Origin of the sequence: Mannheimia granulomatis (genome assembly GCF_013377255.1) — a bacterium.
GTDB lineage: Bacteria > Pseudomonadota > Gammaproteobacteria > Enterobacterales > Pasteurellaceae > Mannheimia > Mannheimia granulomatis.
This window is the reverse complement of the sequence record NZ_CP016614.1, coordinates 216,510-243,496: the sequence shown is the minus strand read 5'-3', so window position 1 is coordinate 243,496 and position 26,987 is coordinate 216,510. Positions and strand designations below refer to the sequence as shown.

The 26,987-nt window shown below is 39.8% G+C and carries 16 protein-coding genes and 2 pseudogenes; 8 read left to right on the top strand and 10 right to left on the bottom strand.

Features of this window, described 5'->3' with window-relative positions:
- Window positions 1-29 precede the first annotated feature (29 nt).
- Window positions 30-725 carry a cysteate racemase gene (gene cuyB / locus A6B41_RS01135; protein ID WP_027073388.1) on the bottom strand — a complete coding sequence of 232 codons (696 nt, stop codon included), beginning with the start codon at window positions 723-725 and terminating at the stop codon, window positions 30-32.
- Between the two features lie 212 nt (window positions 726-937).
- On the opposite strand from cuyB, the gene hypT reads away from it, so the two are divergent.
- Complete coding sequence (hypT, locus tag A6B41_RS01130; protein ID WP_027073389.1) at window positions 938-1,834, top strand: hypochlorite stress DNA-binding transcriptional regulator HypT; 897 nt, start codon at window positions 938-940, stop codon at window positions 1,832-1,834.
- Window positions 1,835-1,921: 87 nt separating this feature from the next.
- Here hypT and A6B41_RS01125 read toward each other — a convergent pair whose 3' ends face one another.
- Window positions 1,922-3,271, bottom strand: a complete 1,350-nt coding sequence (locus tag A6B41_RS01125; RefSeq protein WP_027073390.1) for a GntP family permease — start codon at window positions 3,269-3,271, stop codon at window positions 1,922-1,924.
- Window positions 3,272-3,458: 187 nt separating this feature from the next.
- On the opposite strand from A6B41_RS01125, the gene A6B41_RS01120 reads away from it, so the two are divergent.
- Window positions 3,459-3,974 (top strand): gluconokinase, encoded by a 516-nt coding sequence (locus tag A6B41_RS01120; RefSeq protein WP_027073391.1) that lies wholly within the window; start codon window positions 3,459-3,461, stop codon window positions 3,972-3,974.
- 116 nt (window positions 3,975-4,090) lie between these two features.
- On the opposite strand, the gene A6B41_RS01115 is transcribed toward A6B41_RS01120, so the two are convergent.
- The 8 genes and pseudogenes from A6B41_RS01115 to xylF all read right to left on the bottom strand — a co-directional run bounded on the left by A6B41_RS01115 (window position 4,091) and on the right by xylF (window position 16,132).
- Window positions 4,091-6,886 (bottom strand): lactoferrin/transferrin family TonB-dependent receptor, encoded by a 2,796-nt coding sequence (locus A6B41_RS01115; protein WP_027073392.1) that lies wholly within the window; start codon window positions 6,884-6,886, stop codon window positions 4,091-4,093.
- Between the two features lie 75 nt (window positions 6,887-6,961).
- The gene (locus A6B41_RS01110; protein WP_027073393.1) at window positions 6,962-8,770 is read right to left on the bottom strand and encodes a transferrin-binding protein-like solute binding protein; all 1,809 of its coding nucleotides are present in this window, start codon (window positions 8,768-8,770) and stop codon (window positions 6,962-6,964) included.
- 153 nt (window positions 8,771-8,923) lie between these two features.
- The gene (gene gntR, locus A6B41_RS01105) at window positions 8,924-9,922 is read right to left on the bottom strand and encodes a gluconate operon transcriptional repressor GntR (RefSeq protein WP_027073394.1); all 999 of its coding nucleotides are present in this window, start codon (window positions 9,920-9,922) and stop codon (window positions 8,924-8,926) included.
- 94 nt (window positions 9,923-10,016) lie between these two features.
- Complete coding sequence (locus A6B41_RS01100) at window positions 10,017-11,177, bottom strand: XylR family transcriptional regulator (RefSeq protein WP_027073395.1); 1,161 nt, start codon at window positions 11,175-11,177, stop codon at window positions 10,017-10,019.
- Between the two features lie 129 nt (window positions 11,178-11,306).
- Window positions 11,307-12,287 (bottom strand): aldo/keto reductase, encoded by a 981-nt coding sequence (locus A6B41_RS01095; RefSeq protein WP_027073396.1) that lies wholly within the window; start codon window positions 12,285-12,287, stop codon window positions 11,307-11,309.
- A gap of 142 nt (window positions 12,288-12,429) precedes the next feature.
- Window positions 12,430-13,557 (bottom strand): sugar ABC transporter permease, encoded by a 1,128-nt coding sequence (locus tag A6B41_RS01090; protein WP_027073397.1) that lies wholly within the window; start codon window positions 13,555-13,557, stop codon window positions 12,430-12,432.
- A 3-nt stretch (window positions 13,558-13,560) separates the two neighbouring features.
- The gene (gene xylG / locus A6B41_RS01085; RefSeq protein WP_027073398.1) at window positions 13,561-15,075 is read right to left on the bottom strand and encodes a D-xylose ABC transporter ATP-binding protein; all 1,515 of its coding nucleotides are present in this window, start codon (window positions 15,073-15,075) and stop codon (window positions 13,561-13,563) included.
- Window positions 15,076-15,137: 62 nt separating this feature from the next.
- A pseudogene (xylF, locus tag A6B41_RS01080) lies at window positions 15,138-16,132 on the bottom strand (D-xylose ABC transporter substrate-binding protein).
- Between the two features lie 244 nt (window positions 16,133-16,376).
- Here xylF and xylA point away from each other — a divergent pair.
- The 6 genes and pseudogenes from xylA to A6B41_RS01050 all read left to right on the top strand — a co-directional run bounded on the left by xylA (window position 16,377) and on the right by A6B41_RS01050 (window position 26,935).
- Window positions 16,377-17,696 (top strand): xylose isomerase, encoded by a 1,320-nt coding sequence (gene xylA, locus A6B41_RS01075; RefSeq protein WP_027073399.1) that lies wholly within the window; start codon window positions 16,377-16,379, stop codon window positions 17,694-17,696.
- A 299-nt stretch (window positions 17,697-17,995) separates the two neighbouring features.
- A pseudogene (gene xylB / locus A6B41_RS01070) lies at window positions 17,996-19,441 on the top strand (xylulokinase).
- A 459-nt stretch (window positions 19,442-19,900) separates the two neighbouring features.
- Window positions 19,901-20,389, top strand: coding sequence for a toxin-activating lysine-acyltransferase (locus A6B41_RS01065; protein ID WP_027073400.1), 489 nt, complete (start codon window positions 19,901-19,903; stop codon window positions 20,387-20,389).
- A gap of 30 nt (window positions 20,390-20,419) precedes the next feature.
- Entirely contained in the window at window positions 20,420-23,284 is a 2,865-nt protein-coding gene (locus tag A6B41_RS01060; RefSeq protein WP_027073401.1) for an RTX family hemolysin, read from the top strand.
- A 75-nt stretch (window positions 23,285-23,359) separates the two neighbouring features.
- Entirely contained in the window at window positions 23,360-25,486 is a 2,127-nt protein-coding gene (locus tag A6B41_RS01055; RefSeq protein WP_027073402.1) for a type I secretion system permease/ATPase, read from the top strand.
- Between the two features lie 12 nt (window positions 25,487-25,498).
- Complete coding sequence (locus tag A6B41_RS01050; RefSeq protein ID WP_027073403.1) at window positions 25,499-26,935, top strand: HlyD family type I secretion periplasmic adaptor subunit; 1,437 nt, start codon at window positions 25,499-25,501, stop codon at window positions 26,933-26,935.
- Window positions 26,936-26,987 lie beyond the last annotated feature (52 nt).

Genomic DNA, 26,987 nt, shown 5'->3' with positions numbered 1-26,987 from the left:
CATAAATCATAATTCACTTCCTTTATAGATTAATGTGTTTGATACCAATGAATAGCGGCACGCACGAGAGCCAAGGTGGAATCCACATATAAATGCGGTGCTTTTTCGATCTCTTTTGCCAAAATAATCGGCACTTCGGTGCAACCCAAAATAATGCTCTCCGCGCCCAGACGGATTAACTCATCACGCTGCTTCAGCATTAATGCAACAGATTTCTCCACCTCGCCGGATTTCAATAAATAGATGCTCTCCATCACTGCTTTCTGCCCCTCCTCAGTCGGGCGAATGAAGGTCAGACCTTGTGCCTCAAGCCGATTTTTATAGAGTTCGGTGGCGAGAGTGGCATCAGTTGCCAATAACCCAATCCGCTGCTTGCCGCTTTGAACCACTTCATTCACCGTTGCCTCAATCATACTGAGCATCTCTACCTTGCTTTTGGTTTTCAAATCTTCAAACCAATAGTGTGCGGTATTACACGCAATCACAATGCAGCTTGCCCCAGCCTCTTCGAGCTGCTTAACATACTGCTCCATCACCGGTGCAGGGCTTTCTCCGCCGCCAAGAATGCAACGGGTTCTATCCGGAATATCGGGAATGGAAGAAATTAACAGGGGGATATGCTCTTGATCGCAATGTGCCGGTGTCAGTTGGATAAATTTTCTAAACATATCCGCCGTTGCCGCAGGCCCCATTCCGCCTAAGATGCCGATAACATTTTTTGCCATATCTTTCTCTCTAAAATGTTGTTGAATGGAAATGACTTATACAAACAAGTTATGCAAAAAAGAAATGCAATAAATCGAAAGGTTATGCAAATAATGCAACAGGCATACTTAGCAATAGAACAAATGCTTTAAAATCAATAAAATAGAATGAGTAGGAAGATAAACTTAATGCACATCACAAGAAGTGAATGCAAAAATTGCATAGGTACAAGATGAAAAATATCGAAACAAAATGGTTAGAAGATTTTTTAATATTAGAAGAATGCCGTCATTTCTCCCAAGCGGCAGAAAAACGGAATTTATCGCAATCGGCATTTAGCCGCAGAATTTTGGCGTTAGAAGAGGTGCTCGGCGTAAAATTATTTGATCGCTCCGCCATACCGTTGCAATTAACCGAACAAGGCAAACTATTTCACTCTCAAACCCGCAATCTATTACAACAATTAAGCAATAATCTGGACGAATTATTAGGGCATAACTGCAACTCCCCCAATATTAAGTTTGCTGCTGCTCATTCACTTTCGCTCTCGATTATGCCTAAGCTCATTCGGCAATTATCGCAAACTGCGGAAAATTTTATTTATTCGGTTGAGTCTATCGATGTGGATCAAACCGTCAAAACACTTATTGAGGGGAAGAGCGATTTTATTTTCTCTTTTTACGATGAAAAATTAATGCAGCCGCCCTTTATCGCTTTGGAAATATTACAATCCAAGCTTTACCCGATTTCGCCGACCGATATAACAGGCGAACCGTTATTTCACTTGGCGGATAAAAATATCCCCTTATTAAATTACACGCCCAATTCCTATATGGGGCGGTTAGTTAATCGGAAATTAGTCCAATACGATCAATTAAATACCAAAACCAAATTTATTTCATCGATGTCGGAATTACTGAAAAATATGGTATTAAATCAACAAGGGATTGCTTGGCTGCCTGAATATTCGATTATTGATGAATTACAGACCAGAAAAGTAGTGATATTAGATCACGATGATTTAGTCATTCCGATTAAAGGCTATATTTATCGAATGGATACCCGATTAAATAATGCAGCAGAGAGATTTTGGGAACATCTAAAACAGATTCAATCTTTAATGTTTTAAGGTGGGAGAAATACAACAAGCGGTCGGTTTTCTGCGAAATTTTGCAAAATCGCAGCAAAATTTGACCGCTTGTCGAGGCTTATCATATTACAGCAGAATACTGCCAATCAACGCAACCACAAAGCCGGTAACGCCGATGGAAGTTTCCAGCATCGTCCAGGTTTTCAGCGTGGTTTTCTCGTCCATTTCAAGGAAGCGGCTCATGAGCCAAAAGCCGGAGTCATTGACGTGGGAAAGCACAGTTGCACCAGAAGCAATCGAGATCACGATAAAGCAGAGATCGAACTGGCTTAAATCGGTTGCCGCAGCCACTGTTGGAGCAATTAACGCTGCGGTGGTGGTCAATGCAACGGTTGCAGAACCTTGGGCGACACGGAAAACAGTCGCAATAATAAATGCCGCAACCACAATCGGCATACCTGTGTCTGCCATCATTCCCGATAAGACATCGCCGATACCGCTGGCACGCAACACACCACCGAACATACCGCCAGCACCGGTCACTAATACGATTGAGCAGATCGGGCCTAGTGCGTTGTTACAGATTTTTTCGATTTGGTCGAGGCTGCGGGTGTCTCTCAACAATACAATCGCCACAATCAAGGTAATCAATAAGGCAATCGGGGTTTTACCGATTAAACGCAGGCTTTGCACCCAAAGGGCGTTGCCGTCAATCACTTTGGCAACCGCAAGGGTATTCAAACCAGTATCAAATAAAATTAAGATGATAGGCAGTAATAATACGGTTAAAACTTTACCGAAACTTGGTGGGTGTTGTACCGCCATTTCGTTTGCCGATAAGCCGTTTAAGAACGCTTTTGGCAGATCAACGTGAATGCGTTTGCTGATAAATTGGCTGAACATATAGGTGCCGACATACCAGGTTGGAATGGCACACACCAAGCCGACCAACACCAGTAAGCCCATATTCACACCGAGTAAATCGCCCGAAGCCACCGGGCCGGGGTGCGGCGGCAGGAAAGCGTGCATCACCGCAAACGCACCGGCAGACGGGAACGCATAACGCAGCACCGAGCCGCCAAACTGTTTCGCCACGCTGAAAATAATCGGCAGCATTACCACTAAGCCCGCATCAAAGAAAATCGGGAAACCGAACAGCAGCGAAGCCACGCCCAATGCAAACGGCGCTTTCTCTTTGCCGAATTTGTTGATGAGCGTATCCGCCAATACTTTTGCCCCGCCAGTGATTTCCAGCAAGCGACCGATCATCACCCCTAAACCGACTAATAACGCCACCGATGCCAGCGTGCTACCAAAACCACCAAGTAGCGTTGGCAGAATTTTATCGACAGGAATACCTGCCGCCAACGCTGTGAGCAAACTCACAATAATCAACGCCACAAACGCGTGAATTTTGAACTTCATAATCAGCACCAACAGTAAAATGATGGCGGCAAACATAATGAACAGTAACATAGGATCTCCTAAGGTTAAATTGTTATCGGTAACATAATAATAAAACGCACTCTTGTAAATAATCAGTTAATTTTTATTTCAATTTTGTGATCTTCTTCAAATTTTTTGGCTTTTTGTGATGCTTTTTTTGTATAAGATTGGTAAATTTCATCATCACAAACAGTTACCGATAACAAAAGGAGCAAATATGTCTCAAGGAAAGGCTTTTATTTTAATGGGCGTATCCAGTACGGGAAAAACAACTATTGGCACAGCTGTTGCACAAAAATTAGGTATGAAATTAATTGATGGCGATGATCTTCATCCTCGTGCCAATATTATTAAAATGGGAAGTGGTATCCCCTTAAATGATGATGATCGTAAACCGTGGTTAGAAAGAATTAACGATGCCGCATTCAGCCTTGAACAGAAAAGTGAAAAAGGCATTATTGTGTGTTCGGCCTTAAAGAAAAAATACCGTGATCAAATCCGTCAAGGCAACGCTAATGTCTCCTTTATTTTTTTACACGGCTCATTTGAGCTGGTGTTAGAACGAATGAAACAACGACAAGGGCATTTTATGAAAGCCGAAATGCTGCAAAGCCAATTTAATACGTTAGAAATCCCCGAAGCAGGCGAGCCTGATGTGATTTTTATTGATATTGACGGCAGTTTTGACGAAGTTGTAGAACGCTGTATACAGGCAGTAGAGCTATTTATTTAAGGCAGCAGACGACTCGAATTCTTGCAAAGTTTCACAAAAAGTCTATTATTCTGTGTGCTCAAGTTGGAAAATAGCAGGCTAAATTTAGCCTGCTATTTTCCAACTTATTTTTTAGATTAGAATTTCATTTCAAATGCTAAACTGAAATTCCGCCCAGGGGCTGCAAAACGAGTGTAATTGCTACCATGGTCTTGGTTGACGGCATTCACACCAGATTGACGCACCGATTCCCAAGCGGAATATTTGCGATTAGTCACATTATAAATACCGCCACGTAAGGTGTAGTGTTTATAATTCAAATAACCAGTAATATCGTGCGTATACCAAGAGTTGGTGAGTTTGCCACCTAAATCAACTCGATAGATACCATGATGACGGGTGCCTGCTACCTCACTAGCTTTTTTCGCTTTGGAATAGGTGGTAGTAATGCCAATTCCCCATTTTTCTTCTGGATGTTCGTAGCCCAATGCGAGGACATAACGAGCCGGTTGAATCGCATCTAATATCGGATCATTTACGCTGGTCAATCTTGGCTCGGTCAGTCTCTGATCTTTAACTTTGACACGGTTATACGCCACAGAGGAATAAAACCCATCAGGAATTAGTGATAGGATACCATGTAGATCGAATTTAGCGATTAAATTCACCCCATTTAAAACTACATCTTGAATATTATGGTAGTTATAGAAACATTCAGATTTCTTATGCATGAGCTTTTTACAAGCCGTTGCGATCATATTGCGATAATTATTGCGGAAATAGCTTACATCAATATAACCAAATTGCCCTTTAAAACTTACCCCCATTTCATGATTCATGGATTTTTCCGGCTCTAAGCTATGACTGCGTTGCTCACGTCGTACATATTCATTATCAATCAAGCCAACATGAGTTCGTTTACCATAAAGTTCATAGAACGCTGGTACTCTAAATCCATTGGAGATACGGTATGAAAGTGAGATAAAGTCACTTGGTTTGAGCGTGATGCCGCCATTCCAAGACCAATTTCGATAGGTTCTACTTAAGGTCCAAGGATCATCTGATTTGAATCTATGCTGATCAAAACGAATACCGAGTCCAAGATCAAGATATTCACTGGTTATCAGATCACGGAAGCTGAGAAAGCGGTTATCACCTTTAATACTACGTGGTTCACAATTTAAAATACCACCATGAGCATTATTACAGAATGGGACGGTTTCTATACTTCGCGGAAGGCGTCGATAGATATAAGGATCGTCTAATCTTCCTCTACCGCGAATGTTGATATACCCCCCTTTGGTATATTGAGCATACATATCACCGTGGTTCATAAGAGAATTAAAACGATCAAAGCCAAGCCCCAAATTCAGTTTATGGGTCTGCTTAAATATCCCTTGCCCGGCAGTGAGCGCTTTATCAAATTCTAAGCGAACTAAGCGGTGCTTTTCTTGATAATTATTGCGTTCAGTTTGATACATAGACCAAGATTTATCCAAGGTCGGACGGCAGTTTTTGTCGACGACTGGGTAATCACTGCAATGCAAACGGTGCATACGGCTATATAATTCAATATCTTGTTTATCGGCACTGAACTTAATACTATCCAACCAACGATTATTTTCCGGTTGATATTTATAGTTAAAGCCTAAACGATGTTTGTGGTGACGCTCATCAAAGAATTTCACATGGCTATAGCGAAGACCATAGGGAATGGTTCGATTAAAAACCAAACCATCTAAAATATTATTGCCTTCATAAACGGGGTTTTTACTTTCCAGATTGTCGATCCTAATATCAATATCGTCTTTAGTATAATAAGCAGGTGTTTGCATATCGCGTATATCATAGCGTTGCTTAGTTTCCTCTAACACCATGCCAAGATAATGAGAGGAGGTAAAGTGGTAGCCTAATTTTACAAAAACAGAATTGCTTTTGTAATCTAACGGATTTGGAGCGATACGCTCTTTACCGGTATACTCCTTGGCAGAGAGTCGCGTGGTGCGATAAGGAATTTGTTCGAGTTGTTTACGTTCTTCGGGAGTATATTCCGGCGATTTTCTAAGGGGGAAATTATCACGATTCAGTTTAACGCTTGCTCGTGGAGTACAATCTAGTGTTGGGCAAGCATCTTCTACGATAAAAAATAATCCTCCGGGGGCATTTTGAACGGAACCGGGATAAAGATCATAGCGATTTTCAAAACCGGTGATGCGTTTAATATTATGATGTAGTTTGTTGGCTTCGGAGTGAATTTTAGTCTCTTTACCGTGACGATGGGTGGCTATCACAACAGCTTCGAAGCCGTTAGCTTCCCCGGCGACGGCGATAGATTGTAAAAAATGACTATTTTTGCTAGTATAGGCTGTTTTAGTGTCTAATCCCCACTGTTGTCCATCTTTAATTACATCCTGTGCATCTTTGCTGCGAAAACCAATTGCACCACCGAGGGCACCGGAGCCATATTCGGCAGAGCTTGCCCCTTTACTTAATTCAATTGAGCGAATATTCTCATATTCGATTTCATTTATCGCCCCACCATTAGCACTTGAGCCGAGAGTATTATAATGCTGTGCTTGCGGGATACCATCTACCAGCATTCCAATACGGTTTTTATCCACCCCTCGAATGGCATAACCACTACTGGCGCCACGACCTTGTTCCACCACTGAAATACCGGGATCGTAGCGAGTCAAATCACGGATGCCCAAAATTTGATTTTTATTCATCTCACTATAGTTTTTTACTACTTTGCCCAAACCAGTTACTTCGTTTTGGCGTTCATGAGTGTAACGGCTTTCGGTAACGACTACTTCATCCAACACAGTAATATCGTTATTTTCTGCCTTCTCTGCTGCAATGCTATATTGGTCGGTAAGTGTAAACAGAATCGCTAATGCAACAGGTGAATAGCGAAAATGATGCTCTTTCATTAGGTATGATCTCCTTCATTTGCTTTTGTAAATTTTTATTAAAAATGCACCGCTTGTAAGCAAACGGGCTCCTTATTATTGTTCTACTTGGCGTTTGCCTCCAAAGGTAATGCTGACTTTATCCTGATTAGCTTCAGCACTATGTACCACCCCGCCCAGTTCTGCCGCATTTTTACCGTAAAAACCGCCAGAGAATGGCGCATTTAAGTGAACAACTGTCCCTCCTGCTGTGCTGCCCGGGTCAATATTAAAGCCCTCTGTGCCGGTTTTTGCCGTACCTGTAAAGCCGTTACCTTGAATTTTGCCGTCTAAACTAAGCATCGGGCGATCATCTACGCCATTGTTAGCAATCAGTTTACCTTTGATCGATTTATCACCGAAATCGACATCAAACAAAGCACGGGTGCCACCATCTTTATTACTTGGTGATTCAGCACTACGTTTACCGTTTTTACTGTCAATGACACCATTCCAAGTACCACGATAGTGTGCTTTGCCGGAAGGAAGATCTTTTACTGCAGTACGTTCTCCAACCAAGTATTGATAACCATCACTGCTTCCTTCTTCTTCGTAAGTTCCGAATTTCACATAGTCTAAGTTGTTACAGCAGACAGAAATTTTGTATGTTTTATCGCCAATTTTGCGGGTAATTGCATCATCAAAAGCCATTTCAGAGAATGAACTTTTACCGTCAGCCAATAACGGAACCTGTCTACCACCAATCACCAAATGAGTAGCCCGCCCGAAGGTATCTAAATCGGTTTTGCTTAAATCGGATAAACGGACTTTCACTGCATCAAAGGCTTGCTCAGCATCACCCTCTTTACTATCACGTTTACCGGCAAAAACCACAAAAATAGATTTATCATCAGCTAAGAATTTTCCGGCCAGTTCTTGTGCATTAGGACCAAAAAAACCGCCTTCGAGAGTGTTGGAATCTGCACCGAAATAGGCACTGTTTTTATCTGACGATATCGCTTTTCCCGTAAAACGGTTACCATTAAGTTTGGCTTCAATAGTATAACGCTCTTTAATTTCCTGAGGTTGATTTTTAACCACAACCCCATTACTGCTTAATTTGCCAGTGAGCGTTTTATCACTAAAATTCACGTTAATTTCAGTACTGTGTCCAATTTTTCCATTTGGATCTTCATTATTGATATTTTCCAGTGATAAATTAGTAGCACCATAATGACTACCTGCATTGCCTTTATCTTGTTTAATGAGTGGATCAGTATCATTACTCTTACCAGCGAAACGTTCGGTATTATGCTGCGCATTAGTAACATAAGCCCAATGTCCACGATAAGTTGCTGTTCTTTCTGGTAATGCTGTAGCAGGTTTTTCACCTAGATAATAGAGATAACCATGGTGATACTCATAATGGATTTTTTCTGAATGGTTAAGCCGTGTGCTGATAGGTTCTTGATGAGCAACAAAACCAGCACGCACAAAATTATAGTTACTTTGGCGATCAAGCTTTTCTTTGTCTGCAGAATGAACAATACGGTTATCTTCATTCAGCTTATCTCGTAATTCAGCTTCATGTGGTAACGTTGAGAGTGAGCCATTAATCTGTACAATGTCTTTCTCATTAATATAAACAGCTGGTGCAGGAGTTGGATTTAATCGATTGACGGGATAACCATTACGATACGGAATTTTTGTTTCAAAACCTAAACCCGGTTGAGTCAAGGCATTAGCTTCAGCGTCAGTAACTTTACGACGAGGTGCGGAGTCATCATCAGCATATTTAGGTTTGTATTCAGCTTTTTTTTCTGTATTTTGCTTAACTGAATCAACATCAAAGCTTCCACCATTGCTGGAGCAGGCGGCAAGAAAAGCAAGATTAATTAGAATAAAACTTTGCTTTAATTTAAACATTTTCAAAATCTCCTTTAAAAAAATGAAAATCATTCTCATGATAATGCAAATTTAATTTAAAGAAAATTAAATAATGTAAATTATTATAATTTTTTTATGGCTATTAGGGGTGATTGGCAATACAAGTGAGTAAATTGCGCAAAAAGCTGTTTATTACACACTCTCGCCTAAATATATTTGATATCCCAAATTGATAATTGTGCTCTGCTGTGGCACGCCATTTAAACGTTTCAATAATTCGGTTGCTGCTACTCGACCAATTTCTAAACGAGGGGTGATGACACTCGCCAGCTGCGGTGTGAGCGATTGCCCGACATCGTGCCCATGAAAACCGGCAATTTTAATCTGCTTCGGTACGGAAATATCTAACCGCTGGCACTCAAACAAGGCACCAATGGCTAAGTCGTCATTAGTGCAGAAAATTCCATCGATTCCCGGAAACTGTACCAATGCTTGCTGTAACTGCTTCGCCCCCAATGTAAACGAGGAATGTTCTTCTGTTGTAATGCTATTTGGCACTAAACCATTCTTTTGCATCGCATAAGCATATCCCTGCATTTTAAGCTGAGAGCGTTTATCCATTCTCGCCCCAAAATAGACAATATGCCTGCTACCGCGAGCAATCATAGCCTCCACCATTGCCTGTGCTGCAGAAAAATTATCAAAACCGACCGCTTGCTGAATACCTATTTCGCTACTATCCATAATTTCTATCACCGGAATATGCGCCACTTCCAACATTTTTAATGTACGAGGGGAATGATGATTTTCCGATAAAATAATGCCATCGATATGATAAGAAAGCAGAGATTCGATCCGCTGTTCTTCTTTTTTCTCACTATAGCCATAGTGAGCCAACATAGTTTGATAGCCAGCCTCATCGGTGATTTGTTCAATTCCTTTAATCACATCTGCAAAAACTTGATTGGTTAAAGACGGCACTAACACACCAATTGCCCGGCTCTTTGCATTTGAAAGGATATCCGGTGTACGATTAGGAATATAACCAAACTGTTCGATAGCTTCGGCAATTTTTGCACCGGTATCTCTGGCAACTGTATTAGGATCACGTAAATAACGGCTCACTGTCATTTTAGTAATGCCGAGATGAATCGCGATATCTTGTAGTGTCGGACGTTTAGGTTTGGTCATTTGCTTGGATAAGTTTACAAAATTGAAGTTAACCGATTATAACTGAAGTTTAAAAAGCAAACGTAAATTTTTCCAAAAAAATGACCGCTTGTTGTTATTCATCCCTAAATTCTTTTGGTGTTTTACCGAACTCTTTTTTGAACACCGCATAAAAATATTGTAATGACGGATAACCACAAACATGAGCTATTTCTTGGGTTGGAATATCAGTAAATTTCAACATATATTTTGCTCTGGATAGTTTTTCTTCGTGAATAACTTGATGAACTGTTTTATTCATTTCATCTTTAAAACGCTGTTCTAGATTTGAACGAGACATTCTTAAATGATCCAAAACCTGCTCTACTTTAATTCCCTGACAAGCTCGATGGCGAATAAAATGCATAGCTTGAATCACAGCTGGGTCTTGTAAAGATCGGTAATCTGTTGAACGGCGTTCTTCTACTTTAAGTGGTGGGATCAGAATTGGTTTTTGTGAAACAGGGAAATTATTTAATTGACGATGTAGCAGCTTAGCAGCATGATAGCCGATTTGTGAAGTACCTTGTGTGACGGAAGAAAGCGACACTCGGGAAAGATATTGAATTAGCTCTTCGTTATCAATGCCAATCACACAAAGCTGCTCCGGCACCGTAATTTTTAGGTGCTCACAAGTTTGAAGCAAATGTCTGGCACGCGCATCGGTTACTGCAATAATGCCTGTGTGGGATGGTAAAGTTTGTAACCATTCTCCTAATTTGGTTTGTAATTCAGTCCAATTATCTGAATGTGCCTGTTCGCCAATATAAAAATTTATCTGATGCTCATATTTTTCCATTAACTGAATAAAAGCATTTTGGCGTTCAATTGCCCAGTGTTTTTCTGTTTCGGCAGGGTAACCATAAAAAGCAAATTGATTAATACCTTTTTGCTTAAGGTGCAAAAAGGCCATCTCGACCAAAGCGTAATTATCTGTCGCAACATAAGGGAAATTAGGATAATAATCCGGATTGTGGTATGAGCCACCAACAGCAACTATCGGAACATCTATGTCTTTTAACAGCTCAACGGTTTCCGGATCGTCAAAGTCAGCAATAATTCCATCAATAGAGAGGCTTTCAATCGTGTTTTTATGATAGACAAAATCATCTTCTACGAAAATATCCCAAGAACATTGCGAGGCTTGAATAAATTGCCCTATTCCTTGCATAACACCGCGGTCATAAATTTTATTCGCATTAAAAAGCAGGGCGATTTTATAACGTTGCTCTATCATTTAGCCTCCCAACTATTGCTTTAGTGGTTAACTATAAAAGAAAATGATTGCTTAATCAAAGAGGATAAAAAAAGAAAAGCAGATTAGACAATTTATCTCGTCCGCTTTTCATACTTTAGTTATTAAAATTTACCACAAATGATATACACTTGGGCGAATTAATCGGTTATAAATCTCTTCCACTTTTTGCATTTCGCTTTCACTTAATGATGAGAAGTTATCCGCCTCTGCATTAGTAATCACTTGTGAAACTTTACTTGCCCCAGGAATCACTGTACTTACCGCATTATTCATCAATACCCAACGTAATGCATAAGGAATTAAATCTTCCGTGCCGAATAAGGCTTTCAGTTCTTCCACGGCTTGTAAGCCAAGTTGATAGTCCACGCCGGAGAAAGTTTCACCTTTATCAAAGGCTTCACCTTGTCGGTTAAATGTGCGGTGATCGTCTTTTCCAAATTTCGTATTGGCATTATATCTACCGGTTAATAAACCACTTGCTAAAGGCACTCGGGCAATAATGCCAACATCTTTTTGTTGTGCTGTCGGGAATAGCTGTTCGAGCGGTTTTAGACGGAACATATTGAAGATCACTTCCATTGCCGCAATATCGTAATCCATTGCCAACAAACCTTTTTCGACAGTTTCGATACTCACACCGTAGTCGATTAATTTTCCGCTAGTTTTAAGCTGTTCTAATTTAGAAAAGATCTCATCATTGCAATACACAGAAGTTGGTGGGCAATGAAGCAAAATCATATCCAACTTTTCTGTACCTAAACGGCTTAAACTACCATCAACAAATTTTTCGATTGCCTGTGGCGTGTACATTTCAGCGGTATGTGGATTTAACGCCCGCCCACACTTGGTAACCACATAGAAAAAGTCAGGGTATTTTTTTAAAATCTCACCAATGGCTTTCTCACTTTGCCCGTTGTTATACACATCAGCGGTATCAATAAAATTGATGCCTTGCTCATAAGCAGTTTCTAAAATTGCCATTGCCTCTCGGTGATTAAACGGATCACCCCATTTCGTCCCAAGCTGCCAAGTACCTAAACCAATTTCTGACACCATTTTGTTGGTTTTACCAAATCTGCGTTGTTTCATAAGTATCTCCGTTGAGTGAAAGTGATGTTTCTGTTTCAAAACAATTTAGGGCTATTAAAGATTTACATTTATATCATTCTAGACAAGCGGTCGTTTTTTGCAATTTTTTTACAAAAAACGACCGCTTGTATCAGGAGATCAATTAGGCTTTTTTCTTGCTTATTGTATCCACCCAAACCGCAAGCAGTAAAATCGCCCCTTTTACGATATATTGCCAGAAGGTTGGCACATCAAGCATACTCATTCCGTTATCCAGTAAAGCAATGATAAATGCTCCGATAACAACACCGTAAATTGTACCGATACCACCCGCTAAACTTGCCCCACCAATGACACAGGCAGCAATGGCATCAAGCTCAGCATTTTGCCCTGCTGATGGTGCACCTGCACCAAGTCGAGAGCTTAAAATCAAACCGGCAACGGCCACTAATAAACCGTTAAGAGCAAAAATGGTTAACTTAACTTTTTCCACTGCAATGCCCGATAAACGAGCCGCCTCAATATTGCCACCAATCGCGTAAATATGACGACCAAATGCCGTTTTTCTCGCAATAAATGTACCAGCAACCGCTAATAAGCAGAGAATTAATACAGGAATTGGCATACCACGATAATCGTTAAGTAGATAGATTGCACCTAGCACGAGAATTGCTACAAGACCGTATTTCACGGTTTCTTTTGGCATTGGAGAAACGGTCAAATTCAGATTCTGTCTAGCTTTACGTTGATAACTCCCCCAAGCGATAAAGCAAAAGACCGCAACAGTGCCTAAAATCATCCCTACCATATCAGGCAAGTAGCCTTGACCGATAGTGGTCATCTCTTCGCTGATAGGCGAAACCGTTGTACCATTAGTAATACCTACTAAGATTCCACGAAACGCCAGCATACCCGCAAGGGTTACAATAAAAGATGGGACTTTTTGATAGGCAACCCACCAGCCGTTCCACGATCCAATCACTAAGCCTAAGAGAAGCGTAACAAGGATAGTTAAAGGTAACGGCCAGCCCCACCAAACATTACTGATTGCCGCAAAACCACCGAGTAGCCCCATTAGTGAGCCAACCGATAAGTCAATTTCTGCCGAGATAATCACAAACACCATACCAATGGCAAGGATACCGGTGATGGAAGTTTGGCGTAACAGGTTAGAGATATTTCTTGCACTTAAATAGGCGCCATCTGTTGCGATTGAGAAAAAACTCATAATCACTACAATGGCAATCAGCATAATATAGACTTGTAAATTAATGGATTTTAACTTATTCATAGATTACTCCTTAAGTGCCGCTTCCATCACTTTTTCTTGGGTTAAATTCTGGTTGATGAGATTTGCTTTGATTTTGCCCTCGTGCATTACTAACACACGGTCGCTAATGCCTAATACTTCTGGTAATTCGGAAGAGATCACAATAATCGCCATTCCTTCTTGGGCTAATTGATTGATAAGTTTATAAATTTCATATTTTGCCCCTACATCAATACCGCGTGTCGGCTCGTCTAAAATTAAGATTTTCGGATTGAGCAGCAAACATTTTGCTAAAATCGCTTTTTGTTGATTACCGCCACTTAACCGCCCAATGGCTAATTCAGGCGAGGAAGTTTTTACTTTTAGTTTGGCAATAGATTGGTTGATAATGGTTTCTTCAAGCGGTTCATTTATCACTTTTTTTCCAAAACAAAATTGTGGCAGTGCAGAGAGAGTAATATTTTTGCCTACCCCCATAATCGGCACAATGCCGTGTTTTTTGCGATCTTCCGGCACCATTACAATGTGATTTTCAATGGCTTGAGCACAATTTTTAATTTTTATTTTTTGATTGTTGAGATAAATATCTGCCTGATATTTTCCTTGATAAGAGCCGAAAATACATTGTGCCATTTCAGTTCGCCCTGAACCGACCAAACCTGCCACACCTAAAATTTCACCTTTGTGTAGCACAAAATTGGCATTATCTACCCGCTTGATATGCGTATTAGTTGGGTGCCAAGCGGTAATGTTTTCAACACGCAAAATTTCTTCGCCAATCTCGTGCGGTTCGTGTGGGTAAAGCGAGGTAATTTCACGCCCGACCATCATCGTGATAATATCATCTTCACTCATCCCCATTGCCGAACGCGTACCGATATGCTCACCATCACGAATTACACAGATTTTGTCGGAAATGGCTTTGACTTCGTTCAATTTGTGAGAAATATAAACGCAAGCAATGTTATGAGCTTTTAAGTCTTTAATTAAATTAAGCAGAATATCGGTTTCTTTTTCAGTAAGAGAGGCTGTTGGTTCGTCCAAAATTAATAAACGCACCTGTTTGTTCAATGCTTTGGCAATTTCAACCAATTGTTGCTGCCCTAAGCCTAACTCCCCAACTTTGGTGTTTGGGTCAATATCCAGTTGCACTTGCTCTAGCAAGGTTTTACAACGCAGATACATTTCGTTATCACAGGTCAATCCAGATTGGGTAATTTCATTCCCTAAAAACATATTCTCCAAAATCGACATATTTTTTACTAAGGTCAATTCTTGGTGAATAATGGAAATGCCTTTTTCTTCGGTATCTTTAATATTTTTGGCAATCAGTTTCTCGCCGGAAAAATAGATTTCCCCTTCATACTCACCGGCAGGATAAATGCCACACAATACTTTCATTAAGGTTGATTTGCCTGAACCATTTTCACCACACAAAGAAAGTATTTCACCGGTTTCAAGGGAAATTGAAATATTATTTAATGCTACAACTTCACCAAATTTTTTAGTGATGTTATTCATTTCTAATAATTTCGCCATACTTAGCCCCTTATTTTCAAAAATGGCGAGGAAGCCTCGCCATATAGAAAAATTAAAGTGATTTATTTATATACTGCATCTTTGGTGTGGAAGCCGTCTTTAATCACGGTGTCATCAATATTGTCTTTGGTTACTACCACAGGCTCTAATAAGTAAGATTCAACCTCTTTGTTGCCGTTATTTAATTTCGCATTGCTTTCAACTTTTTCTTCTTTACCCAGTGCTACTGCAATTTCAGCTGCTTTATCTGCAAGATTCGTAATTGGCTTATAAACAGTCATTGTTTGTGTACCCGCAATAATGCGTTTGATTGCCGCTAAGTCTGCATCTTGACCAGAAATCGCCACTTTGCTAAGCCCTGAGCACTTAACGCTTGGATTGCACCGCCTGCGGTGGCATCGTTTGAAGCCACTACCGCATCAATATTGTTTTTATTGGCGGTTAAAGCATTTTCCATAATTTGTAAGGCTTTTTCCGCTAACCAAGAATCAACCCATTGATCGCCTACTACTTTGATTTTTCCGCTGTTAATATGTGGTTGTAACACTTTCATTTGACCTTTACGGAATAATTTCGCATTGTTATCAACAGGTGATCCCCCCATTAAGAAATAATTCCCTTCCGGTTTTTGCTCGATAATGCTTTGTGCTTGTAACTCACCCACTTTTTCATTATCGAACGAAACATAGAAATCAATATCGGCATTATTGATTAAGCGGTCATAAGCTAAAACTTTAACACCTTCTTTTTTCGCTTCCGCAATCACGTTTGATAACACTTCACCGTTAAACGGAATAATCACTAATACATCAATATCTTTATTTAGCATATTCTCAATTTGGGAAATTTGAGCGGTTGCATCGCCGTTTGCAGATTGAACAAACACCTTTGCCCCTAAGGCTTCCGCTTTATTTACAAAAATATCTCGGTCTTTTTGCCATCTTTCCAAACGTAGATCATCAATCGACATACCGATTTTAAGATCCTTGGCAATTGCCGAGTGGCTAAATGCCATTAAGGTGGCAGCAACAGCTAATAATTTGGACTTGAGTTTCATAGTTCACCTCATTAGTTATAAAAATAATGTTCGAGCCTGTTCTCGCTCGCTCAAAGTCTGGGCTGATTTCAAATCAAGTTCAATTATCATATTTCTTAATACGATTACGTTTTTTTACTTTTGTGATCTACGCCACATTAACCAATAATCGAAATAAAAAAACGAAATATCGTAATTGAATGGTTTTGATAATTCTCCGATGATGTTGCCGAAAGATTATTTTCCAATTCAGAGGAGCATTAGTATGTCTAACTATTTTGACAAAATCTCGAAAGTCCAATTTGAAGGAGCAAACTCAACCAATCCTTTTGCGTTTAAACACTATAATCCAAATGAAGTGATTTTAGGAAAAACAATGGCTGAGCATCTGCGTTTAGCGGTCTGTTATTGGCACACATTCTGCTGGACAGGTAATGATATGTTTGGTGTCGGTTCATTGGATCGTAGCTGGCAAAAAACTGGCGATTTATTGCAAGGTGCGAAACAAAAAGCGGAAATTGCCTTTGAGTTTTTCCAAAAATTAGGTGTGCCTTACTACTGTTTCCACGATGTAGATATCGCCCCTGAAGGCAATAATTTCAAAGAATATCTCCATAACTTCAACACCATTGTAGATATTTTAGAGAAAAAACAAGCAGAAACCGGCGTAAAATTATTGTGGGGGACGGCAAACTGCTTTACTAATCCTCGCTATATGTCAGGTGCTTCGACCAACCCAAATCCGGAAGTCTTTGCTTGGGCGGCGGCACAAGTCTTTACCGCAATGAACGCTACCCAACGCTTAGGCGGTGAAAACTATGTGTTATGGGGCGGACGTGAAGGTTATAAAACCTTACTCAATACCGATCTCAAACGTGAGCGTGAACAAATCGGTCGCTTTATGCAATTAGTGGTAGAACATAAACATAAAATCGTCTTTAAAGGCATACTATTAATTGAGCCAAAACCACAAGAGCCAACCAAACACCAATACGATTACGATGTAGCAACCGTTTACGGTTTCTTAAAACAGTTCGGTTTAGAAAATGAAATCAAAATGAACATTGAAGCCAACCACGCGACGCTTGCAGGACATACCTTCCAACACGAAATTGCGACTGCAACGGCATTAGGCATCTTTGGTTCTATCGACGCTAACCGTGGCGACCCACAATTAGGCTGGGATACCGACCAATTCCCAAACAGCGTGGAAGAAAACACCCTTGTAATGTACGAAATCTTAAAAGCAGGCGGTTTCACTACAGGCGGTTTCAACTTTGATGCGAAAATCCGCCGCCAAAGCACCGACCCGTATGATTTATTCCATGCTCATATCGGTGCAATGGATGTGTTAGCATTATCACTAAAACAAGCGGCGAAAATGTTTGAAGACCAAACGTTACAAAAAGTGGTCGATAACCGCTACGCAGGCTGGAATCAAGATCTTGGTCAGCAAATCTTAACAGGCAAAGCCAGCCTTGAAGCTCTCGCTAAAATCGTAGAAACCCAAGGCTTAGATCCAAAACCAGTTTCCGGTCAGCAAGAATATTTAGAAAATTTAGTGAATAGCTATATTTATCGTTAATTGTGATAAGCGGTTGTTTTTTATCAATTATTTGCAAATTTATATTCGATCTGATCCCCCTCTTTAGCAAAGAGGGGCTAGGGGAGATTTGGCAGGAGTGATTAGCGAAGTGAGAGAAAGATAACTCCTCTAATTTTTAAATTTAGTTTGATACTTTTTATCTTATTTTCTCCGTTTATTTCTTCTGCCAAATCTCCCCCTCCCCTCTTTGCTAAAGAGGGGAGATAGATCTCCAAAATTTAAAATTGCAAATTTCCTGAATAAAATGACCGCTTGTTTTTTTATATTAAGGAGTATTTATGTATATTGGAATTGATCTTGGTACTTCTGGGGTTAAAGTTGTTCTACTTGATGAAACCCAACACATTGTTGCGATCACCCAAAAGTATCTCCCTATTTCCCGCCCACAACCGTTATGGTCTGAGCAAAATCCTCAAGATTGGTGGAATGCCACCAATGAGGCAATGCTTGAATTAGCTAACCAACAAGACTTAAGCAAGGTAAAAGCTATCGGGCTAACCGGGCAAATGCACGGTGCGACTTTATTAGACAAATCAGATAATATCCTTTCCCCGGCCATTTTATGGAATGATGGACGCAGTGTTGCCGAATGTGAGGAACTGGAAAATTTAGTGCCAAACAGCCGTGATATTACCGGCAACTTAATGATGCCTGGATTTACGGCACCTAAATTAAAATGGGTCAATAAACATTTACCAAATATCGCTGAACAAGTCAGTAAAGTACTGCTACCAAAAGATTATTTAAGACTATTAATGACAGGCGAATATGCTTCAGATATGTCTGATGCTTCAGGCACAATGTGGCTGGATGTAGGCAAACGGGATTGGAACCAAACACTACTAAATGCCTGTGGGCTCGATCTAGACAATATGCCAAAACTGTTTGAAGGCAACCAAATCACAGGTTATTTACGCAAAGAGATTGCTCAACAATGGAAAATCAAAGAAGTACCGGTAGTAGCCGGTGGTGGCGATAACGCAGCAGGAGCGATCGGTATCGGTCTTCACCAAGCAGGGCAGGCAATGTTGTCGTTGGGTACTTCGGGGGTTTATTTTGTGGTGGGTGATAAATTCTATGCTAATCCCAAAAAAAGCGGTACATAGTTTCTGTCACGCCTTACCTGATCGATGGCACTTGATGTCAGTGATTTTAAGTGCGGCTTCCGCGGTGGATTGGGCTGCGAAATCTTTGGGCTTTAAAGATGTACCGACCTTATTTCAACAGGTTGAAGAAAATCAAACGGAAACAGAAGTTATATTCCTACCTTATTTATCAGGTGAACGCACACCACATAATGATCCCTACGCCAAAGGCATATTTTGGGGATTAAGCCATAACGAGGACCGAGTCACAATGGCAAAAGCGGTGATTGAAGGAGTCAGTTTTGCAATGGCGGAAAGTATTGATGTATTGCACGAAACAGGGGTAACCGCAAATAATATCACCCTTATTGGTGGTGGTGCGAAAAGTGCCTACTGGCGACAATTACTCGCCGATATTAGTGGTAAAACTGTTGAATACCGTACGGGGGGGATGTCGGCCCGGCTTTAGGGGCAGCAAAATTGGCTCAAATTGCATTAAATCCAAATCGGGATATTGCTGAATTCTGCCAACCGTTACCATTAGAACAGGTTTATCAACCAAACCCGGCTCGCCATGCGGAATATCAAACTAAACGCCAGAAATTTGCTGAGCTTTATCAGCGATTAAAAGGCTTATAACTATTTAAACAAGCGGTTGTTTTTTACTCGCTACGCTCGCTCCTTTGGAGCCGTTGGCAAAGCCAACGTTCAAACGCAAGCGTTTGTCGCAAAATTTTGCAGAAAAATGACCACTTGTATCACTCCGTTGAAAATCAATCGCCACCAAAATAGTGAAAAAACAATCAAATTACATCCTCTCTCTATCAAATTAATCTCTGATCGAATTTCTCTCCCCACTATAACCACATAAATTTTAATGATAAATATATGTTACATTAATTTTAGTATGTTACCATTTTGTTTATTACTAAAACACTTTGTACAAAAAGAAAACATTTTATTTTCCAAATAGTTCATTTAAAAATCGAAAATCCAAAAATATGCCAAACAGCAGCAAAAAAACTGGATCTTTACATAAAAAAGATTATATTATTCTGTGCTTTCAACTCAATTCAGAATGATTATCAAGTAAAAACTATGAACGAAACTAACTTTAATCTATTAGGAAAAATCACTTGGCTATGGATGAACTCTCCTTTACATAAAGAATGGAGCAATTCTTTGCTAGCCAGAAATGTCATCCCTGCCATTGAAAATGAACAATATATGCTACTTGTTGATAATGGAATACCCATTGCTTATTGTAGCTGGGCTGATTTAAACCTTGAAACAGAGGTGAAATATATTAGGGATATTGCTTCACTCTCACCTGATGAGTGGCAGTCGGGGGATAGACGTTGGATCATTGATTGGGTAGCACCATTTGGGCATTCGCAATTACTTTATGAAAAAATGTGTAATAAATTTCCCGATACTATCGTCAGATCTATACGTTTTTATCCAAAACAGAAAGAACTGGGCAAAATAGCCTACTTCAAAGGAGGTAAATTAGATAGAAAAATAGCGAAAAAACGCTTTGATTCATATCAAAATGAACTCGCAGAAGCATTAAAAAATAAATTTTGATTTTACTAAATATAAAAGGAGACATCCCTTATGGGTACTAGACTTAATACGATTAAGACTAATCTTAAAAGCACACTAGGTGCGACCAAAAACGGATTCAACAGAACACTTGCAGCAACTAAAAGTGGATTGAATAAAACCGGTCAATCGTTAAAAACAGGAGCAAAAAAACTGATTTTAGCTGTGCCTAAAGATTACGATTCAAATCAAGGTAATGGTCTTCAAGACTTAGTGAAGGCTGCTGAAGAATTAGGTATTGAGGTACAAAGAGAAGAACGTAATGACATTGCTACGGCCCAAACAAGCTTAGGTACAATTCAAAATGTGCTTGGCTTTAGCGAACGCGGTATTGTTCTTTCTGCAGAACAACTCAATAAGCAACTACAAAAAACCAAATTGGGACAGTCCTTAGGCTCAGCTCAAGCAATCGCTCAAAATGTCGGTAGAGCAAAAACAGTATTATCCGGTATTCAATCCATTTTAGGCTCTGTAATGGCCGGTATGGATTTAGACGAAATTCTGAAAAAAAACGGGAGTGAACTTGATTTAGCAAAAGCCGGTTTAGAGTTAACTAACTCTTTAATTGAAAACATTGCGAATTCTGTTCAAACAATTGATAGTTTTGCAGATCAAATTAGCCAATTAGGCACCAAATTACAAAATGTAAAAGGTTTAGGTGCTTTAAGTGAAAAACTGAAAAATCTTGAAGGCTTAGGTAAAGCAAGTCTTGGTTTAGAAGTGATTTCTGGTTTACTTTCCGGTGCAACTGCAGCACTTGTTTTGGCAGATAAAAATGCATCTACAGGTAGAAAAGTCGGTGCAGGTGTTGAGCTTGTTAATCAAGTCGTCGGTAATATCACCAAAGCAGTTTCTTCTTATATTTTAGCACAACGTGTTGCAGCAGGTTTATCTACTACAGGTCCAGTGGCAGCATTAATTGCCTCTACAGTAGCACTCGCTATCAGTCCACTTGCCTTTGCGGGAATCGCAGATAAATTTAAGCATGCTAAAGCATTAGAAAGTTATGCAGAAAGATTTAAAAAACTAGGTTATGACGGAGATAGTTTACTCGCTGAATACCAACGAGGAACAGGTACTATAGATGCTTCCGTAACCGCAATTAATACTGCATTAGCTGCAATTTCAGGTGGTGTTTCAGCCGCTGCAGCCGGTTCTTTAGTCGGTGCACCAATTGCCTTACTTGTTTCTGGTATCACCGGAATTATCTCAACCATTCTACAATATTCTAAACAAGCTATGTTTGAGCATGTGGCGAATAAAATTCACGATAAGATTGTGGATTGGGAGAAAAAACATAACGGCAAAAATTACTTCGAAAATGGCTACGACTCTCGCCATTTAGCCGATCTGCAAGACAATATGCGTAAATTACTCAATCTTAATAAAGAGTTGCAAGCAGAGCGCGTTATCGCAATTACGCAACGACAATGGGATAGTAATATTGGTGATCTCGCCGGTATCAGCCGTTTAGGTGAAAAAGTAATGAGTGGAAAAGCCTATGTGGATGCATTTGAAGAAGGCAAACACTTAAAAGCAGATAAATTCGTGCAATTAAATTCTGCTACAGGCGTCATTGATGTCAGCAATTCAGGCAATGCGAAAACTCAGCATATTTTATTTAGAACACCGCTTCTCACTCCAGGTGTAGAAAATCGTCAGCGTGTACAAACCGGTAAATATGAATATATTACTAAGTTAAATATTAACCGTGTAGATAGCTGGAAAATTACTGATGGTGCGGCAAGTTCTACTTTTGATCTAACTAATGTCGTTCAACGTATTGGCGTTGAATTAGATCATGCAGATAATGTAATCAAGACGAAAGAAACCAAAATTGTCGCAAATCTTGGTGATGGTGATGACAACGTATTTGTTGGTTCAGGTACCACAGAAATTGATGGTGGTAACGGTCATGACCGCGTGCATTATAGCCGAGGCGATTACGGTGCATTAACCATTGATGCAACAAATGAAACAGTTAAAGGTAGCTATACAGTTAAACGTTTTGTTGAAACAGGTAAAGCTCTACACGAAGTCACTGCAACTCACTCTACTCTGGTTGGTAGCCGTGAAGAGAAAATTGAATATCGTCACGGTAACAATAGACAGCATGCCGGTTACTATACAACAGATACCTTAAAATCGATCGAAGAGATTATCGGTACTTCACACAACGATACCTTTAAAGGTAGTAAATTTGATGATGCCTTCCACGGTGGTGATGGCGTTGATACGATTGACGGTAATGCCGGCAATGACCGTTTATTCGGTGGTAAAGGCGCTGATGCTATCGATGGTGGTGACGGTGATGACTTTATCGATGGTGGTAAAGGTGATGATACCTTACTCGGCGGTAAAGGCAATGATATTTTCGTACACCGTCAAGGAGATGGCAATGATTTAATTAGCGACTCCGGCGGTAATGATAAATTATCTTTCGCGGACTCAAATCTTAAAGATTTAACCTTCGAAAAAGTGAACCATCACCTTGTAATTACAAATAAAAGACAAGAGAAAGTGACAATTCAAAACTGGTTCCGTGAAGCAGATTTCGCTAAAACTGTGCCCAATTATAAAGCAACAGCAGACGAAAAAATTGAAGAAATCATTGGCCGACAAGGTGAGCGTATTACCTCTAAGCAAATTGATGAACTGATCGAAAAAGGTAACGGTAAAATTGCCCAAGATGAATTGGCGAAAATTGCTGAAAGCAGTGCTTTACTCAAAGAAAGTAGATTTGCTTCAAATAGCTTAAATAAACTTGTTTCATCTGCAGGCGCATTTGCCTCTTCAAACGATAGTAGAATGGGGCTTGGCGTTCCTACATCATTGTATGAACATACCCAATCTGTACAATTTGTAAGAGCAGCTTAATATTTTAAATGTTTAGCAACTCTATATTGTTTACGCATTATGGAGTTGCTATTTTATTTTTTAAAAGGAGATTTCATGGAAGTTAATCATCAAAGCAATGATCTTGGATTAGTTGCTCTGAAAATGCTTGCCCAATATCATAATATTCCCCTCAATCCAGAAGAAATAAAACATAAATTTGATATCGAAGGAAAAGGTCTCACCTTAACTTCTTGGCTATTGGCTGCAAAATCATTAGAACTTAAAGCCAAACATATTAAAAAAGAAATTTCCCGCTTGCACTTAGTTAATTTGCCTGCACTGGTATGGCAAGACAACGGTAAGCACTTTTTATTGGTAAAAATCGATACCGATAAAAAACGTTACTTAACTTATGATTTAGAGCAAGATGCCCCCAAGATTCTCTCTCAGGAAGAGTTTGAAAGTTGTTACCAAGGGAAAATTATCCTAGTCACTTCAAGGGCTTCTATTGTCGGTCAGTTGGCTAAATTTGACTTTACATGGTTTATTCCTGCTGTTATTAAATACAGGAAAATCTTTTTAGAAACCTTGCTTGTTTCCATCTTTTTGCAAATTTTTGCCTTAATTACACCGCTATTCTTCCAAGTTGTGATGGATAAAGTATTGGTACATCGAGGCTTCTCAACCTTAAATATCATCACCGTAGCATTGGCAATTGTCATTATATTTGAAATTGTCTTAAGCGGTTTGCGAACTTACGTATTCTCCCATAGTACCAGTCGCATTGATGTGGAATTAGGGGCAAGATTATTTCGCCATTTATTGGCATTGCCGATTTCCTACTTTGAAAATCGGCGGGTTGGCGATACCGTTGCCAGAGTCAGAGAATTAGATCAAATTCGTAATTTTCTCACCGGCCAAGCGCTCACTTCAGTGTTGGATTTACTTTTCTCATTTATCTTTTTTGCAGTGATGTGGTACTACAGCCCTAAGCTCACGCTGGTTATTCTTGGCTCTTTACCATGCTATATCTTATGGTCAATATTTATCAGCCCGATTTTAAGGCGCCGCCTAGACGATAAATTTGCCAGAGGTGCGGATAACCAAGCATTTTTGGTGGAATCGGTTACAGCTATTAATATGATCAAAGCAATGGCTGTATCACCACAAATGACCGACACTTGGGATAAACAATTAGCAAGCTATGTTTCATCCAGTTTTCGTGTAACTGTGCTGGCTACAATTGGGCAGCAAGGCGTACAACTTATCCAAAAAACCGTTATGGTGATTAACTTATGGTTAGGTGCACATCTTGTGATTTCCGGTGATTTAAGTATCGGACAATTAATCGCCTTTAATATGCTTTCAGGACAAGTTATTGCTCCTGTTATTCGCTTGGCACAATTATGGCAAGATTTCCAACAAGTCGGTATTTCTGTTACGCGTTTAGGCGACGTACTAAACTCACCGACCGAGCAATATCAAGGGAAATTATCTCTTCCTGAAATACAGGGGAATGTGGCATTTAGAAATATCCGCTTCAGATATAAACCCGATGCACCAACAATTCTAAATAATGTCAATTTAGACATTAAACAAGGTGAAGTAATTGGGATTGTTGGGCGTTCCGGCTCAGGCAAAAGCACCCTTACGAAGCTGCTACAACGCTTTTACATCCCTGAAAACGGGCAAGTTCTCATTGATGGACATGACTTAGCTTTAGCTGATCCAAACTGGCTTCGCCGCCAAATTGGTGTCGTGTTGCAAGATAACGTGCTATTAAATCGTAGCATCCGAGACAACATTGCATTATCGGATCCAAGTATGCCGATGGAACGCATTATCTATGCAGCCAAATTAGCCGGTGCCCATGACTTTATTTCCGAGTTACGCGAAGGTTATAACACCGTAGTAGGTGAACAAGGTGCGGGTCTTTCTGGTGGACAAAGACAGCGAATTGCCATTGCCAGAGCATTGGTCAACAATCCTAAAATTCTGATTTTTGATGAAGCTACCAGTGCGCTCGATTACGAGTCTGAGCATATTATTATGCGAAATATGCAAAAAATATGCCAAGGTCGAACTGTGATTATAATTGCTCACCGTTTATCTACAGTTAAAAATGCCGACCGAATTATCGTGATGGAAAAAGGTGAAATTGTAGAGCAAGGTAAGCACCAAGAGTTACTTCAAAACAGTAACGGCCTTTATTCCTATTTGCACCAATTACAAGTGAATTAAGAAGGTACTACAATGAAAATATGGATAAGTGGTATTTATGAATTTTTCCTACGCTATAAAAATGTCTGGAAAGAAGTGTGGAAAATTCGTAAAGAATTAGACCACCCCGACAGAAAAAAAGACGAAAGCGAATTTTTACCTGCGCATTTAGAGCTTATTGAAACACCTGTTTCAAAAAAACCTCGCTTGATAGCCTATTTAATTATGCTATTTCTCGCCTTAGCTATTATTATCGCAAGCGTGGGCAAGGTAGAAATTGTTGCAACCGCCACCGGTAAACTAGCCTTTAGTGGAAGAAGCAAAGAAATCAAACCGATTGAAAATGCGATAGTAAAAGAAATTTTTGTGAAAGACGGGCAATTTGTAGAAAAAGGTCAGCTGTTAGTCAGCCTAACAGCACTCGGTTCCGATGCTGATATGCAGAAAACAAGGAGTTCGCTTGCTTTAGCAAAACTGGAAAATTATCGTTATCAAACATTACTAAAAGCTATTGAAAAAGAGTGTTTACCCACCATTGATTTATCTAAAACAGAGTTTAAAGATACTTCTGAAGAAGATAGATTACGGATTAAACATTTAATTGAGGAGCAATACTCAACTTGGCAAAAACAAAAAGCACAAAAAGTCTTAGCCTACAAACGTAAAGATGCTGAAAAGCAAACAGCTTACGCTTATGTTCGCAAATACGAAGGAGCAAGTCGTATTGAAAATGAAAAATTAAAGGACTTTAAAGCACTTTATCAACAAAAATCGTTATCTAAGCATGAATTGCTTTCGCAGGAAAATAAAACTATTGAAGCCCAAAATGAGCTTGCTGTTTATCGTTCCAAACTAAATGAATTAGAGCATGACTTACTTAATGTAAAAGAAGAGCTTGACCTCATTACGAAATTTTTCAAAAGTGACGTGTTAGAAAAAATAAAACAGCACATGGAAAATGAACGCCAACTCCGCCTAGAGCTGGAAAAAAATAATCAACGGCAACAAGCCTCAATGATTCGAGCACCGGTTTCCGGCACAATCCAGCAACTGAAAATTTATACGATAGGCGGTGTGGTGACAACAGCGGAAACATTAATGGTCATCGTGCCGGAAGATGATGTATTGGAAGCAACAGCACTCGTTCAAAATAAAGATATCGGTTTTGTCACAGCAGGACAAGATGTTATTATCAAAGTTGAAACTTTCCCATATACTCGCTATGGCTATTTGAACGGGAAAATTAAACACATCAGCCCAGATGCCATTGAACACCCAAATCTCGGCTTAGTGTTTAATGCAACGATAAGCATAGACAGAAAAAATCTTGTCTCTCCCGATGGAAAAACTATTGCACTTGGCTCCGGTATGGGCATAACTGCCGAAATCAAAACCGGTATGCGTAGCGTCATGAGTTATTTACTCAGCCCACTGGAAGAATCAGTAACCGAAGGGTTAAGAGAACGATAACATTAGAAAGAGACGAATTTATGTTCGTCTCTTTTTTCATCCTAAATCTTCA

Bases quoted from the DNA above. Each gene is read 5' to 3' on its own strand.
- A6B41_RS01065 (WP_027073400.1), top strand. From the start codon at position 19,901: ATGAACGAAACTAACTTTAATCTATTAGGAAAAATCACTTGGCTATGG.
- xylG (WP_027073398.1), bottom strand. From the start codon at position 15,075: ATGGCGAAATTATTAGAAATGAATAACATCACTAAAAAATTTGGTGAA.
- A6B41_RS01095 (WP_027073396.1), bottom strand. From the start codon at position 12,287: ATGAAACAACGCAGATTTGGTAAAACCAACAAAATGGTGTCAGAAATT.
- hypT (WP_027073389.1), top strand. From the start codon at position 938: ATGAAAAATATCGAAACAAAATGGTTAGAAGATTTTTTAATATTAGAA.
- A6B41_RS01090 (WP_027073397.1), bottom strand. From the start codon at position 13,557: ATGAATAAGTTAAAATCCATTAATTTACAAGTCTATATTATGCTGATT.
- A6B41_RS01110 (WP_027073393.1), bottom strand. From the start codon at position 8,770: ATGTTTAAATTAAAGCAAAGTTTTATTCTAATTAATCTTGCTTTTCTT.
- A6B41_RS01100 (WP_027073395.1), bottom strand. From the start codon at position 11,177: ATGATAGAGCAACGTTATAAAATCGCCCTGCTTTTTAATGCGAATAAA.
- A6B41_RS01055 (WP_027073402.1), top strand. From the start codon at position 23,360: ATGGAAGTTAATCATCAAAGCAATGATCTTGGATTAGTTGCTCTGAAA.
- gntR (WP_027073394.1), bottom strand. From the start codon at position 9,922: ATGACCAAACCTAAACGTCCGACACTACAAGATATCGCGATTCATCTC.
- A6B41_RS01120 (WP_027073391.1), top strand. From the start codon at position 3,459: ATGTCTCAAGGAAAGGCTTTTATTTTAATGGGCGTATCCAGTACGGGA.
- A6B41_RS01050 (WP_027073403.1), top strand. From the start codon at position 25,499: ATGAAAATATGGATAAGTGGTATTTATGAATTTTTCCTACGCTATAAA.
- cuyB (WP_027073388.1), bottom strand. From the start codon at position 725: ATGGCAAAAAATGTTATCGGCATCTTAGGCGGAATGGGGCCTGCGGCA.
- xylA (WP_027073399.1), top strand. From the start codon at position 16,377: ATGTCTAACTATTTTGACAAAATCTCGAAAGTCCAATTTGAAGGAGCA.
- A6B41_RS01125 (WP_027073390.1), bottom strand. From the start codon at position 3,271: ATGTTACTGTTCATTATGTTTGCCGCCATCATTTTACTGTTGGTGCTG.
- A6B41_RS01115 (WP_027073392.1), bottom strand. From the start codon at position 6,886: ATGAAAGAGCATCATTTTCGCTATTCACCTGTTGCATTAGCGATTCTG.
- A6B41_RS01060 (WP_027073401.1), top strand. From the start codon at position 20,420: ATGGGTACTAGACTTAATACGATTAAGACTAATCTTAAAAGCACACTA.